Below are 14,063 nucleotides of genomic sequence, written 5' to 3'. Positions count from 1 at the left end.
TTATATCCCTTTATTTTTTCGAAAGTTGATTTTTTCTGCTGTTGCATATATGGTAAAATAACAACAGGCTTTCATGCAATTATTCTATTTATCCAAGGAGAAGGATTATGTCAAAAGTATTTGTATTCGGTCATAAAAACCCTGACACAGATTCGATCTGTTCTGCTATAGCGTATGCAGAATTAAAAACAAAATTAGGTGTAGAGGCAGAACCGATCCGCTTAGGACAAGTAAATGCTGAAACTCAATTTGCGCTTGATACTTTCAAGGTTGAGGCACCGCGTCTTGTGGAAGCCGTATCCAAGGAAGTCAGTGAAGTCATTCTTGTCGACCACAACGAATTCCAACAAAGTGCTGATGATATTCGTGATGTAAGAATTCTTGAAGTTATTGACCATCACCGCATCGCCAACTTTGAAACGAGCGACCCGCTTTATTACCGTGCTGAGCCGGTCGGCTGCACTGCAACTATTTTAAAGAAAATCTATAAGGAAAACGCTGTAGAAATCAGCAAAGAAACCGCTGGATTAATGCTTTCAGCGATTATTTCTGATTCCTTATTGTTCAAATCTCCTACTTGCACAGAGGAAGATGTGGCAGCAGCACGCGAGCTGGCAGATATTGCTGGAGTCAATGCTGAGGATTATGGTTTAGCTATGCTTAAGGCAGGTGCAGACCTTAGTGATAAAACGATTGATGAACTGATCACGCTTGACGCTAAGGAATTCCAAATGGGCAATTACAAAACGGAAATTGCTCAAGTAAATGCTGTCGATCTAAATGACGTTCTAAGCCGCCAGGACGAGCTTGAAGCAAAGCTATCTGAAGTTGTTAAAAGCAAGGAATTAGATTTATTCCTTTTCGTTCTTACGGACATTTTAAACAATGATTCCGTTGCCATCGCTGTTGGAAACGAAACAAAGGCAGTGGAAGAGGCTTATAACGTAAAGCTTGAAAATAACCGTGCCCTATTAAAAGGCGTTGTTTCCCGTAAGAAACAAATCGTCCCTGGACTTACAAGAGCTTTAACTGAAAAATAATAATGATTACAAAAAAGGAGAAACATCCATTGTTCCTCCTTTTTTCTATGCTTTATAATTCCAAGTATTCCTTCGTTAAACGATCCATTAATTCCTTGACGGTCGTTTCTGTTGCTAGACGCAACCCCTGGCCTGCCCATAAGGACATATACTCCCGGTTGTTTAATTTAGCAGCCTGTTTTCTTATCGGACCTGTTAAATCATTCTGCAAGGGAAAAGGAAGAATTCCGGTCGATTGACCTTCCATTTCCTTTATAAAATCATTGCTAATGCCCCTCGCCAGTTTCCCGGAAAAAGCTTTTGTTAACGTGGTTTGCTCCCCGGTCGAATTTAATATGGCTTCCTTATAAATAGAATGTGCTCCACTTTCTTTACATGTTAAAAAGGCAGTACCAAGCTGGACACCCTTTGCCCCTAGAATGAAGGCTGCAGCCATTCCTCTTGCATCCATAATTCCACCTGCCGCAATGACAGGCAGTTTAACAGCATCTGCAATTTGCGGAATCAGAGCCATTGAACCAATTAACCCACTGCTTTCTTCATGAAAGGTCCCCCGGTGGCCACCTGCCTCACTTCCCTGGGCAACAATCATATCGACACCAGATGCTTCCAGCTCCAAAGCCTCATTCACATTCGTAGCTGTTCCGATTACAATCGTTCCCTGCGTCTTTAGCTCCTTTATGACGCTTTCATCAGGAATTCCAAAAGTAAAGCTGCATACCGGCACCCTTTTATTTAGAACGACTTCTAATTGCTGTCCATAAAGAGCTTGATAATCTTGATTTATCTGGGGATTGCCTTCTTCTATTCCCAAATCATCTTGATATTTTTTTAAAACATTAACGGCATGGGCAAACCCTTCTTCTGTGTAAGAAGCCTGATGATTAGGGACAAATAAATTTACCCCAAACGGCTTGTCTGTTAACGCTCTAATCGATTTAATTGTCTCGTTCATTTCTTCCGGAAGCATATAACCTGCACCAAGATTGCCGAGCCCGCCACAGTTTGATGTCTCGCTGATTAACGCTGGTGTTGTAATTCCGCCTGCCATTGGTGCCTGAAAAATTGGATATGAAATGCCAAGCCTTTCAGTTACCTCATTTTGCATTTTTTTCACGACAAGCACGTCCTTTTGAATTACTTACTTTGTTCAGCCAATCGATCAATAATACTTTCTGCTACTATATGCCATAGGGAAGCATCTTCCACGTAGGAATCCTTTAACCTTTTATATAATGCCATTTGCTTCTCCTTAAATTCAGGATCATCCTGAGAAGGGAGCTGACCACGCTCACGGTCAACTATTTCCTGAATCTGTTTCGCTCTTGGTCCCCAAACAGCCTGCTCTTTTCCATCCTTATCGATAAAAATAAAAATTGGAATGGCTCTTGATGTTCCATTTGTTAAATATTGATCCATTAATTCAAGGTTTTGGTCCCTTAATACGAATCTGACTTCCATGCCAATCTCTGCAGCAATTTTTAATAAAACTGGGTTATTTAAGAGTGCATCTCCACACCAGTCCTCGGTTAAAACAATGGCTTTTAAACCTTTTTCTTTAAAAGGAGCCAATCTTTCTTTTTCCGCATCTGATAGTGAAAATTTCTCAAGAATAAGGGTCATTTCCTTCTGGTTAACCGTCATTTCTGTTATGTACTGATCCGCTGTTAAACCTTTTTCAAACCATTGATTTAAGCTCATAATAGCCCTCCTATTAAGTCGAAGTTATTCTTACTTATTATTACATATCCCTTCCGTGAAAGTGAAATGGATAGACTTGCTTTCATTTTTTGTCGTTATATGAAAATTAACAAGTCTTTTCCTGGGAAATACACTTGAAATATGTCGACACTTTTTGGATAAAAAGTCGAAAAGCTGATGGAAATAATCCACCAGCTTTTTCATCTTATCTTTTCTTTAATTCCTCTAACAGTAACTTATTCACTAATGGAGGATTTGCTTGTCCTTTAGTTGCTTTCATGATTTGGCCAACAAAGAAACCAAGCGCCTTTTCTTTTCCATTTTTATAATCATCGATAATTTTCGGATTATTATCCAATACTTCAGAGATGATTTTCAAGAGGGCTCCTTCGTCAGAGATCTGAACTAATCCTTTCGCTTTCACGATTTGTTCAGCATCTCCGCCGTTTTCAATTAATTCCTTGAAAACAGTCTTCGCAATTTTTGAAGAGATTGTGCCGTTTTCAATCAGCTTAATCATTCCAGCAAGCCCATCAGGTGTTAAGGCTGTATCATCTAGCTCTTTTTGCTCCGCCTTTAAATAAGCTGAAACATCACCCATGATCCAGTTGGATGCTTGCTTTGGATCTGCACCGGCATTTACAGTTGCCTCGAAAAAGTCAGCTGATTCCTTAACGACAGTTAATACAGCTGCATCATAGACAGGTAAACCAAGCTCTTCGATATAACGTTTTTGTCGCTGATCTGGAAGCTCAGGAATTTCAGCGCGGATCCGCTCTTTCCATTCATCATCAATATGAACATCAATTAAATCCGGATCAGGGAAATAACGATAATCGTCTGCTCCCTCTTTCACACGCATAAGAATTGTCGTATTTGTCGCTTCATCATATCTGCGCGTTTCTTGATTAATCACGCCTCCTGAAAGGACTACTTCCTCTTGACGGCTTACCTCGTATTCAATCCCTTTACGAATGAAGTTAAAGGAGTTCAAGTTCTTTAGCTCTGTTTTCGTTCCGAATTCTTCCTGACCAACAGGGCGAATCGAGATATTCGCGTCACAACGAAGAGAACCTTCCTCCATTTTACAATCAGAAACACCCGTATATTGAATGATCGACTTTAATTTTTCAAGGTAAGCATAAGCTTCGTTCGCTGTCCGAATATCCGGCTCAGAAACAATCTCGATAAGCGGCGTGCCTGCACGGTTAAAGTCACATAATGAATAGCCATTTCCATGAGTTAGCTTTCCAGCATCCTCTTCTAAATGGATTCGAGTAATACCGATTCTTTTCTTATAGCCATCCACTTCAATGTCAATCCAGCCATGCTCTCCAATTGGCTTATCAAGCTGAGAGATTTGGTAGGCTTTTGGGTTATCGGGATAGAAATAGTTTTTCCGATCAAATGTCGTAACTGGAGCAATTTCGCAGTTAAGAGCCATCGCAGCTTTCATCCCAAATTCAACTACTTTTTTATTCAGGACAGGCAGAACTCCTGGATAACCAAGATCAACAACCGTTGTATTCGTATTCGGCTCAGCACCGAAGTGGTTCGGGCTTGCTGAGAAAATTTTTGAATCTGTTTTTAATTCAACGTGTACTTCAAGTCCAATTACCGTTTCAAATTTCATTGTTTTCCCCCCTTACAGTGCCGGTTTTTGTTTATGATAATCTGTCGCCTGTTCAAACGCATGTGCCACACGATAAACAGTGCTCTCATCAAAATGCTTGCCAATGATTTGCAGCCCTAGCGGCAGGCCATTATCAAATCCGCATGGAATTGAAATTCCTGGTACACCCGCAAGGTTTACTGGGATTGTTAAAATATCATTGGCATACATAGTTAGCGGATCATCCATTTTCTCGCCAATTTTGAAAGCTGGCTTTGGTGATGTCGGGCCAATGATGACATCAAATTTATTTAACACATCATCAAAATCTTTCTTGATCAGTGTGCGTACTTTTTGAGCTTTTTTATAGTAAGCATCATAGTAACCAGAGCTTAAGGCAAATGTTCCAAGCATAATACGGAGTTTAACCTCATCACCGAATCCTTCTGCACGTGTCTTTTTATATAGATCAAGCAGGTTTTCAGGATTCTCTGTCCTGTATCCATATCGAACTCCGTCAAATCTAGCAAGGTTCGCTGAAGCCTCAGAAGAAGATAACAGATAATAAGATGCCAATGCATATTTAGAATGCGGAAGGGAAACTTCTTCCCATGTTGCACCAAGCTTTTCAAGGACTTTTAAAGAATCTAAAACAGATTGGCGTGCCGTTTCTCCAACACCTTCACCTAAGTATTCTTTCGGTACGGCAATTTTCAACCCTTTAATGTCTCCAGTTAATGATTCTACAAAGTTCGGAACTTCGATATTAGCAGACGTAGAATCCATCGGATCCAGGCCTGAAATCGCCTGCAATAAATAGGCGTTGTCTTCAACCGTTCGCGTAATTGGACCCACTTGGTCAAACGATGAAGCAAATGCAACAATACCGTAGCGAGACACACGTCCATATGTTGGCTTCATCCCAACAACACCACAAAAAGCAGCCGGCTGTCTAATTGAGCCGCCAGTATCTGTTCCTAAAGAAAACAACACTTCTCCAGAAGCAACAGCCGCAGCAGAACCACCTGAAGATCCGCCAGGCACGACCTCTAAATTCCATGGATTTCGAGTCTTCTTGAAAGCAGAATGCTCAGTAGTGGATCCCATCGCAAATTCGTCCATATTTAATTTTCCGATCGTAATGGTTTCCGCAGTATGTAATTTATTGATGACTGACGCATCATAAATCGGGTCGAAGTTTTCTAATATCTTACTTGCGCATGTTGTGCGCAAACCTTTTGTGACGATGTTATCCTTCACACCAATCGGCATTCCGAATAAAAGCCCCTTCGACTCATCCGTACCTAATTTTTCATCCAGTTTACTCGCTTTTTCACGTGCATTTTCTTCATCTAAAGTTAAAAAAGCTTGTACCTTATCATCGACTTCGCTTATACGCTTATACGATTCGTCTACTAGGTCAGTAACTGATAATTCTTTCTTTTGCAGAAGCTGATGCAACTCTGACACTTTATGATCAAATAAACTCAACGTGTATCCCTCCTTACTCGATTATGGACGGTACTTTTACTTGCCCGTCCTGATGATCTGGTGCATTTTTCAGAACCTCTGACTGAGGTAGCCCTTCCTGTGGTACATCCTCTCTCATGACATTTTTCATATCTAGTACATGGGAAGTCGGTTCCACATGATCCGTATCCAATTCATTCAGCTGCTCGGCGAATGAAATCATCGAATCCAGCTGTTTTGTGAACATCTCCGCTTCTTCCTCTGTTATTGCCAGTCTCGCTAAGTTTGCAACATGCTTTACTTGTTCAGTTGAAATTCTAGACATTTATCGACACCTCCAAAAGTGTTCATTCCATAGACACAATAATATAGATAATATCAAACTTTTACACGTTAAAGCAATATTTTAACCGATATATTCGACTAATATCTCTGCGATTTTATCATGAATTTCGACAAAACGCAGTACAGGACCAAACATTGTCCAAATCGGACGGTTATTGGAAAAATGTTTAATAAATCATTATGAAAAGATAATGGCTAGTATTTGTAAAAGTAATTGAGGAAAACACTCACTATTAAGGATTCATGCTCGCGTTTGGAATGACCATTGAGGAAAACAATCATTATTAAAGGTTCATGACGCGCGTTTGTGTTGATCATTTGGGAAAACACTCACTATAAAGGGTTCACGACTCACAATTGTGACAATAATTGAGGAGTATACTAACCATGAAAAGCCCATCATTGGAACAATGACGGACTTGGTGCGTGGGAATACAATTTTGAATTATCGCTTTGAAAATAACGAAAAAAGTCCTTTTTTCTTTTTGGCTGCTTTTTTGATCGGCACCGCCATTTTGACATAGATCTCCTCTTTATCAATCGCATAGTCATATGCAAGTGCTAAGCCAATTTCTGAATTATAATCTTTATTCGTAACCATCGTATAAGCGACATTGTATTTTGATGCTATTTTTGTGTATTTCGATAATTCTTCATAGCTCATATTTCCATTTAAGTAAAGATGGGCTCCTTTATTCTTCTTTAGTGCATCTTCAACTTGAGGATAGATGCCATTTTCTCTTATTTGTGATTGCTTAAGGGCAATAACGATGCGCTCTCGCAATGTGCCAAGGAATTTCCTTCGTTCATCAGGATTTGTCTCTTTCTGGCCATGGATTCCCTGTAGGATATAATCATCGATATTATTAGACAAAGTAAAACCTCCTGTTGTTTTTTTCAACAGCCTCCAAAACAAGTTTTTTCTAAAGCGATTCTAAAAGAAGGGCTATTAATATGTATGTATTATTGTACCAAGTGGTGCTGCCTTTGAAAAATCCTGCGACAAAAAAATCCTCCCTTCACAAAGAAGAGAGGAAAAATCGGGAGAAAAATTTGGTCAAAAATCACGATAGAATGATAATCGATAAAAGAAAGTCAATTGGCTAACATACTACAGAAATACAATTCATGCATTATACTTCCTGTTTTGCAGATGTAAACTGCTCCTCTTCCGTTGAACCCTTTAAGGCGGTTGTGGAAGAGGTTCCACCTGTAATCGTCATTGAAACTTGATCGAAATATCCGGTCCCCACCTCCCTTTGATGTCTTGTAGCTGTATAGCCATGCACCTCGCTTGCAAATTCAGCCTCCTGTAATTCCGAGTAAGCAGCCATGCCGCGATCCCTGTAGCCACGAGCCAATTCAAACATGCTGTGGTTTAAGGCGTGGAAGCCAGCAAGGGTAACAAATTGGAACTTATAGCCCATTTTTCCAAGCTCAACCTGAAACTTCGCAATCGTTTCATCATCAAGCTTGCTCCTCCAGTTGAATGACGGGGAACAGTTATAAGCAAGCAGTTTGCCAGGAAACTTTTCATGGATGGCTTCAGCAAAGTGCCTTGCCTCATCCAGATTAGGCTCTGCTGTTTCGCACCAGACAAGGTCCGCGTACGGAGCATACGCTAATCCTCTGGCAATAGCTTGGTCAAGTCCTGCTTTAGTTCGGAAAAATCCTTCAGGTGTCCGATCTCCCGTAATGAAAGGTGCATCATATGGATCCACATCGCTAGTAATTAAATCCGCTGCATTTGCGTCTGTTCTAGCAACTACTAGAGTCGGCACCCCCATCACATCGGCAGCCAGTCTAGCAGAAATTAGGTTTTTGACGGCTGTCTGTGTCGGTAATAAAACCTTACCTCCAAGGTGCCCGCATTTTTTCTCTGAAGACAGTTGATCCTCAAAATGGACACCTGCTGCTCCGGCTTCAATCATCCCTTTCATTAATTCAAACACATTCAACTGGCCGCCAAACCCAGCCTCCGCATCAGCTACAATCGGAGCGAACCAGTCAATAGATGAATCCCCTTCCATATGATGAATTTGATCAGCACGCTGCAGTGCCTGATTAATTCTTTTGACTACGCTCGGAACACTATTTGCAGGGTACAGGCTTTGATCGGGATACATATGACCTGAAAGATTGGCATCTGCCGCTACTTGCCAGCCGCTTAAATAAATGGCTTTCAATCCTGCTTTAACCTGCTGAACGGCCTGATTTCCTGTCAATGCTCCTAACGCATGAACAAAATCCTCTTCATTCACAAGCTTCCAAAGCTTTTCTGCTCCTCTCCGTGCCAGTGTATATTCAATGTCGATGGAGCCCCTTAATTGAATGACCTCTTCTGCAGAATATGGTCTTTCAATCCCTTTCCATCCTGCATCCATTTCCCAACTTTCCTGCAATTGCTTCACTCTTGATTCAGTCATCTGTGTTACTCCTCCTTTAATATGATTTGATGATCCTCTTTTGTTGTTATATTACAATTTATATTCTACATTTTGTATTATATAACAGGTGGTTTAAAAAAGGAACCCTATTTTATTAAATTTTTAGAAAATTGTATTCAATATCTGTTGGAAATTTTAAAAGAGTTGGGCCTCAGCTAGTTATGACGCATTTTGAACTTATACGGGGAATGAAACGGGGCGGCTTTTACCGATCACTGTCTTTTTAACCTTGAACGGGCAATGAGATGGTATTCCTTTTACCGGTGACCGCCTTTTTAACCTTGAACGGGCAATTAAACTGCACCTCTTTTACCAGTGGCCCCCTTTTGAGAACTTGAACAGGTAATGTTTTTAAATTTTTCGCTCATTTTTCTATGCCCAAAAATGATTATTTTTGAAAAACGAAAAAAGAGTGATCTGCCCAATGACAAATCACTCCTTTAAAATTAGAACATTTCAGATGTTGTTTTTGCTTGCATGTGAAGAAGCAGATAATCAGGTCCGCCTGCTTTAGAGTCAGTTCCTGACATATTGAATCCGCCGAATGGCTGGTAGCCTACAATAGCACCTGTGCAACCACGGTTAAAGTATAGGTTTCCAACATGGAAATCTTCGCGTGCTTTTTCTTGATTCATACGGTTATTTGTAATAACGGCACCAGTTAAACCGTATTCAGTGTTGTTGGCAATGTCAATTGCATCATCGAAATCTTTAGCTTTTGTAAAGCCAACAACTGGGCCAAAGATTTCCTCCTTCATGATGCGAGATTCTGGTGAAAGATCAGCGAATACAGTTGGTTTGACGAAGTATCCTTTCGAATCGTCTCCTTCTCCGCCTGTCATTAGCTTACCTTCTTGCTTGCCAATTTCGATATAGCTCATCACTTTGTTGTACGCACTTTGGTCAATAACCGTCGCCATGTAATTGTTTGGATCTGTTGGATCCCCTTGTGTTAATTCGTTTGTTAATTCAACAACACGGTTTAATACTTGATCGTAAACATCTTCCACAACTACTGCACGAGAACATGCAGAACATTTTTGTCCGGAGAATCCAAACGCAGAAGCAACAATAGAAGTCGCAGCTAATTCAAGATCTGCTTCTTTATCGACAACAATCGTGTCTTTTCCGCCCATTTCTGCGATCAGGCGCTTCATCCAAATTTGACCTTCATTAATTTTTGAAGCACGTTCGAAAATACGAAGACCTACATCACGAGAGCCTGTGAAGCTGATGAAACGAGTGTCTTTATGGTCAACTAAGTAGTCACCCACTTCCGCACCGCTTCCTGGAACGAAGTTAAGAACACCTGCAGGAAGTCCTGCCTCTTCCATAACTTCAACGAATTTCGCTGCAACAATTGGCGTTGTTGAAGCTGGTTTTAGTAATACTGTGTTTCCTGTAACGATTGCGGCAACTGTCGTACCAGCCATGATCGCTAACGGGAAGTTCCAAGGAGAAATAATAATTCCAACACCTAATGGAATATAGTCATAACGGTTGAATTCGTTTGGACGGCTGTTCACTGGAACACCATCTTTAATGCGCAGCATTTGACGAGCATAGTACTCTAAGAAATCAATTGCTTCAGCTGTATCCGCATCCGCCTCATTCCAAGGCTTTCCTGCTTCTTTTGTTAGAAGAGCGGAGAATTCATGCTTGCGGCGGCGGATAATCGCTGCAGCTTTGAAAAGAACGTCCGCACGAATTTCCGGCTTTACTTTTTTCCATGTTTTGAACGCTTCAACTGCAGCCTGCATTGCTTTTTCAGCTAGCTCTTGGCTTGCCTTTGATACACGTCCGATCACTTCTTCCTTATTAGCAGGATTGTATGATGTAATTTTTTCTTCAGTCGTAATGCGTTCTCCGCCAATAACTAAATCGTAATCTTTTCCTAAATAGCCTTCAACCGTTTTTAAACCTGTTAAATACGCTTGACGGTTTTCTTCTAATTTAAAATCTGTAAATGGTTCGTGTCTGTAAGGTTGTACCATTTTCTTCGCCTCCATAAATCTAATAAAAATGACAAATGAACACAAAGGTAAACTAATAGCTAATTATGTGCTCACTGTTATCTTTGTATAGCTTTGCACCCAAATACAATATTATCAGTTTTGATTTATCCCTTCAAACATCATGGTCTAATTTGCATTCTGATTTGAATGTGAAAATAGACATTTCCTTTACCAATAGTGAATTTTTCGTCTTCCAGTTAATCCAAAAAATACTAATTGTAGATGTGGACAAAGGGTTCATTTTGATCAGCTTTCCGGACAATCAGGGCTTCCGGGCCGTAAACGGATGAAACATTAACCTCTATGGAGATATATTCCGGAAAATGTTTCATAATAAGACCTGCAACATATTGAGTGAAACCAATCCCTTCAGCCTTCCCATAAAACTGAATCGGAATATTAATGGATAGCTCTTGTAACTGTCCCTGAACATAAAATGCCTTACCAATTACCCCATTAAAATTAGGGAAATAGGCTTCGACATCTTGTTTAAAGTTCAAAAAGGACGTTAAATCATCGCGGTGAGATTCAGTCGCAGCTGATGAAGGAAATTGGACATACTTTTCTTCAATCTTTTCCCAGCCACCTAATTTAGTGCTTCCCTTTGGGGCATTGGCGTAGGCGAAGAAATTTCCGGGAACAACGGATGTTTTACTTTGCTGCTCGAATAAAGCGATTGTGATAGGCACGTCCTTTAGTTGATCCATTTTTCGTAATCTGCTTAATACCTCATCCGCGAGCTTCTTTCCCTCTTTTTCAAGTTCAGCATGGCTAATTTTCGTTTCATATGTTGGGCCATATTGGATCTTTTGGTAATAGTAAACTGAATTAAGAGCAAGCCCAATGACGACTCCTCCTAATTTATACTTGCCCTCATCATTTTTAACTAAATAATTATGTTCTAATATATGGGCCAAAAACTTTGGAGTTTCTTCTTTCCCGTTATCAAGAGGGTTAAGTCCAATGTTTTCCTCTTCCTTTAATTTATTCTCTTCTAATTGGGCAGCAGTGAATTTTCGGTTTAGCCAGAGGCTCACTGTTTTTCTTTTTAAATGCTGACCTTCCTGAAACAAATATTTATCTGGGTCAAAAGTATTTTGGGCTACCCTCATCAGGCCCGTTTCAAACTCTGTAATATCATATTTTGAATTAATATTGCCTACGACCAGTCCTCTCGATTCACTAGGTTCAAAAGGCAAAACCGTTTGGTAATACTGATCTGAAATCTTAAAGCTAGGAATTATTGCTTTCTCTTTAGCATCCTCTTTTTCGCGGACTACTTCATCCTGTTCATTAAAATTTGGTGCACATCCGGCAAGAAGAAGGCTTAAAGAAAGAGCAAGCAACATTAATTTTTTCACGGAATTTCCCACTCTCTTACCTTTAGTCTTTAGAAAATTTAATCCTGTAATTCTTCCACAAGTCTCTCTTCATCCCAAATTTCGATCCCTAGTTCCTGTGCTTTCGTCAGCTTAGAACCTGCATCCTCACCTGCAATCACAATATCTGTTTTCTTGCTTACACTTCCAGATACTTTTCCGCCCATGGATTCAATCTTGTCTTTTGCCTCGTTTCTAGACAGCTGCTCAAGCTTACCTGTTAACACAATTGTTTTTCCAGCAAAAATCGACTCTGAATTTTCAGCTGAGATTGGCTTAGGACCTTTATATTCCATATTCACGTCTGCTTCTCTGAGCTCTTGTAGAAGTTCTTTAACCCCATCCTGTTCGAAAAAGGCCACGATTGAATCAGCCATTTTCTCACCGATTTCATTTATCGCAAGAAACTCATCGCGAGTAGCTGTTTCAAGACCTGCCATTGAACCAAATTGCTGTGCAATGGTTTTAGCAGCTTTTTCCCCAACGTGACGGATGCCTAAGCCAAAAATCAGCTTTTCAAGAGAATTTTTCTTAGACGCCTCAATCGCAGCCAATAAATTCTGAACAGATTTTTCTCCCATTCGTTCAAGCCCAATAAGCTGTTCATACTTCAGCTTATATAAATCTGCCACATCATGGATCAGATTTTCTCCAAATAATTGACCAATCACTTTTTCTCCGAGTCCATCAATATTCATCGCGTTTCGGGAAACAAAATGAATGAGACCCTCACGGATTTGCGCTGGACACTTTGGGTTAATACAGCGTAAAGCGACCTCCCCTTCTAGGCGGATTAGCTCACTTTCACATTCTGGGCAATGAGTCGGCATATGAAATTCTGCTTCTTCACCAGTTCTTTGGTCAACTAATACATTTACCACCTCAGGGATAATGTCACCTGCTTTTTTCACAACGACTTTATCCCCAATTCGGATATCCTTTTCTCGAATTAAATCCTCATTATGAAGGGAAGCACGCTGCACTGTACTTCCTGCTACACGGACTGGTTCTAGGATGGCTGTTGGAGTAACGACACCTGTTCTGCCTACGCTTAATTCAATATCCTTTAAGGTTGTAATAACCTCTTCTGCAGGGAATTTATAGGCTATCGCCCAGCGCGGACTTTTTGCTGTTGAACCGAGATCCTGCTGCTGCTCAAACGAGTCCACCTTAATCACAATTCCATCTATTTCATACGCAAGCTGAGGACGTTCTTTCGTCCATTTTTCTACATATTCAATGACCTCATGAATGTCTGCACATTTTTTTCGCTCTTTATTGGTCTTAAAACCAAGTGTATCTAAAAAGTCCAATGCCTCACTATGTGAATCAATAGCTGCTTCACCTGTATCTGTCACACTATATAAGAAGATGTCAAGGTTTCTTGAAGCTGCAATTCGCGGATCAAGCTGACGCAATGAACCAGCTGCTGCATTTCGTGGGTTGGCAAAAAGCTCCTCACCCTTCTCCATTCTTTGCTCATTCAATGCCTCGAAGGACCGCTTTGGCATGAATGCTTCGCCGCGGGCTTCCAGCGAAACCTCCTCATTTAAGCGAAGCGGAATGGAACGAATCGTTCGCAGATTAGCTGTAATATTCTCTCCAGTGGATCCATCCCCTCTCGTTGCGCCAAGAACAAATAATCCATCCTCGTAGCGAAGAGACACGGCTAAACCATCAATTTTCAACTCACATACATAGGAAAAATCATCCCCGACAACCTGACGGATGCGGCGGTCAAAATCGATTAAATCTTGCTCGCTAAAAGCATTGCTGAGACTTAGCATTTGGGACTGGTGCTGTACTTTTTCGAACATATCCAGAACCTCTCCGCCGACCCGCTGTGTAGGAGAATCCGATGATTTCAGTTCCGGAAAACTTTCCTCTATTTCAACTAACTCTCTCATAAGCCGATCGTACTCCGCATCCGGAACAGATGGCTGATCAAGAACATGATACTCATAATTATATTGATTTAATAAATTCTTCAATTCATTTACTTTTGTTTCCGCCATTTGAAGGTCCATTCATTCAACCCCTATCTTAGAAAAAAC

General features: G+C 40.6%; 11 protein-coding genes. 1 reads left to right on the top strand and 10 read right to left on the bottom strand.

Features of this window, described 5'->3' with window-relative positions:
• Window positions 1-107: 107 nt before the first annotated feature.
• Window positions 108-1,040, top strand: a complete 933-nt coding sequence (locus RRV45_RS03190) for a manganese-dependent inorganic pyrophosphatase (protein WP_315667299.1) — start codon at window positions 108-110, stop codon at window positions 1,038-1,040.
• A 52-nt stretch (window positions 1,041-1,092) separates the two neighbouring features.
• Here RRV45_RS03190 and RRV45_RS03185 read toward each other — a convergent pair whose 3' ends face one another.
• From RRV45_RS03185 to ligA, 10 genes are all read right to left on the bottom strand, one after another.
• Complete coding sequence (locus tag RRV45_RS03185; protein ID WP_315668914.1) at window positions 1,093-2,148, bottom strand: NAD(P)H-dependent flavin oxidoreductase; 1,056 nt, start codon at window positions 2,146-2,148, stop codon at window positions 1,093-1,095.
• A gap of 29 nt (window positions 2,149-2,177) precedes the next feature.
• Window positions 2,178-2,741, bottom strand: coding sequence for a thioredoxin family protein (locus RRV45_RS03180; RefSeq protein WP_315667298.1), 564 nt, complete (start codon window positions 2,739-2,741; stop codon window positions 2,178-2,180).
• Between the two features lie 205 nt (window positions 2,742-2,946).
• Window positions 2,947-4,374 (bottom strand): Asp-tRNA(Asn)/Glu-tRNA(Gln) amidotransferase subunit GatB, encoded by a 1,428-nt coding sequence (gene gatB / locus RRV45_RS03175; protein WP_315667297.1) that lies wholly within the window; start codon window positions 4,372-4,374, stop codon window positions 2,947-2,949.
• Between the two features lie 12 nt (window positions 4,375-4,386).
• Window positions 4,387-5,844: an Asp-tRNA(Asn)/Glu-tRNA(Gln) amidotransferase subunit GatA gene (gene gatA, locus RRV45_RS03170; protein ID WP_315667296.1), complete on the bottom strand. Its 1,458-nt coding sequence runs from the start codon at window positions 5,842-5,844 to the stop codon at window positions 4,387-4,389.
• A 13-nt stretch (window positions 5,845-5,857) separates the two neighbouring features.
• Window positions 5,858-6,148, bottom strand: coding sequence for an Asp-tRNA(Asn)/Glu-tRNA(Gln) amidotransferase subunit GatC (gatC, locus tag RRV45_RS03165; RefSeq protein ID WP_315667295.1), 291 nt, complete (start codon window positions 6,146-6,148; stop codon window positions 5,858-5,860).
• A 465-nt stretch (window positions 6,149-6,613) separates the two neighbouring features.
• On the bottom strand, window positions 6,614-7,042 hold the full coding sequence (locus RRV45_RS03160; RefSeq protein WP_315667294.1) for a YueI family protein: 429 nt from the start codon (window positions 7,040-7,042) through the stop codon (window positions 6,614-6,616).
• Window positions 7,043-7,301: 259 nt separating this feature from the next.
• Window positions 7,302-8,594 carry an isocitrate lyase gene (aceA, locus tag RRV45_RS03155; protein ID WP_315667293.1) on the bottom strand — a complete coding sequence of 431 codons (1,293 nt, stop codon included), beginning with the start codon at window positions 8,592-8,594 and terminating at the stop codon, window positions 7,302-7,304.
• Between the two features lie 467 nt (window positions 8,595-9,061).
• Entirely contained in the window at window positions 9,062-10,609 is a 1,548-nt protein-coding gene (gene pruA, locus RRV45_RS03150; RefSeq protein WP_315667292.1) for an L-glutamate gamma-semialdehyde dehydrogenase, read from the bottom strand.
• A 233-nt stretch (window positions 10,610-10,842) separates the two neighbouring features.
• A complete protein-coding gene (locus tag RRV45_RS03145) occupies window positions 10,843-11,991 on the bottom strand; it encodes a CamS family sex pheromone protein (RefSeq protein ID WP_315667291.1) in 1,149 nt (382 codons plus the stop codon).
• A gap of 38 nt (window positions 11,992-12,029) precedes the next feature.
• Window positions 12,030-14,036 (bottom strand): NAD-dependent DNA ligase LigA, encoded by a 2,007-nt coding sequence (gene ligA / locus RRV45_RS03140; RefSeq protein WP_315667290.1) that lies wholly within the window; start codon window positions 14,034-14,036, stop codon window positions 12,030-12,032.
• Window positions 14,037-14,063: the final 27 nt, after the last annotated feature.

This window comes from Bacillus sp. DTU_2020_1000418_1_SI_GHA_SEK_038 (genome assembly GCF_032341175.1).
Lineage (GTDB): Bacteria > Bacillota > Bacilli > Bacillales > Cytobacillaceae > Cytobacillus.
This window is presented reverse-complemented; position numbering and strand designations above follow the sequence as displayed.

What these genes read in the sequence shown, in the direction of transcription:
- RRV45_RS03190 (WP_315667299.1), top strand. Translation starts at nt 108, where the DNA reads ATGTCAAAAGTATTTGTATTCGGTCATAAAAACCCTGACACAGATTCG.
- pruA (WP_315667292.1), bottom strand. Translation starts at nt 10,609, where the DNA reads ATGGTACAACCTTACAGACACGAACCATTTACAGATTTTAAATTAGAA.
- RRV45_RS03180 (WP_315667298.1), bottom strand. Translation starts at nt 2,741, where the DNA reads ATGAGCTTAAATCAATGGTTTGAAAAAGGTTTAACAGCGGATCAGTAC.
- RRV45_RS03185 (WP_315668914.1), bottom strand. Translation starts at nt 2,148, where the DNA reads ATGCAAAATGAGGTAACTGAAAGGCTTGGCATTTCATATCCAATTTTT.
- aceA (WP_315667293.1), bottom strand. Translation starts at nt 8,594, where the DNA reads ATGACTGAATCAAGAGTGAAGCAATTGCAGGAAAGTTGGGAAATGGAT.
- gatB (WP_315667297.1), bottom strand. Translation starts at nt 4,374, where the DNA reads ATGAAATTTGAAACGGTAATTGGACTTGAAGTACACGTTGAATTAAAA.
- gatC (WP_315667295.1), bottom strand. Translation starts at nt 6,148, where the DNA reads ATGTCTAGAATTTCAACTGAACAAGTAAAGCATGTTGCAAACTTAGCG.
- ligA (WP_315667290.1), bottom strand. Translation starts at nt 14,036, where the DNA reads ATGGACCTTCAAATGGCGGAAACAAAAGTAAATGAATTGAAGAATTTA.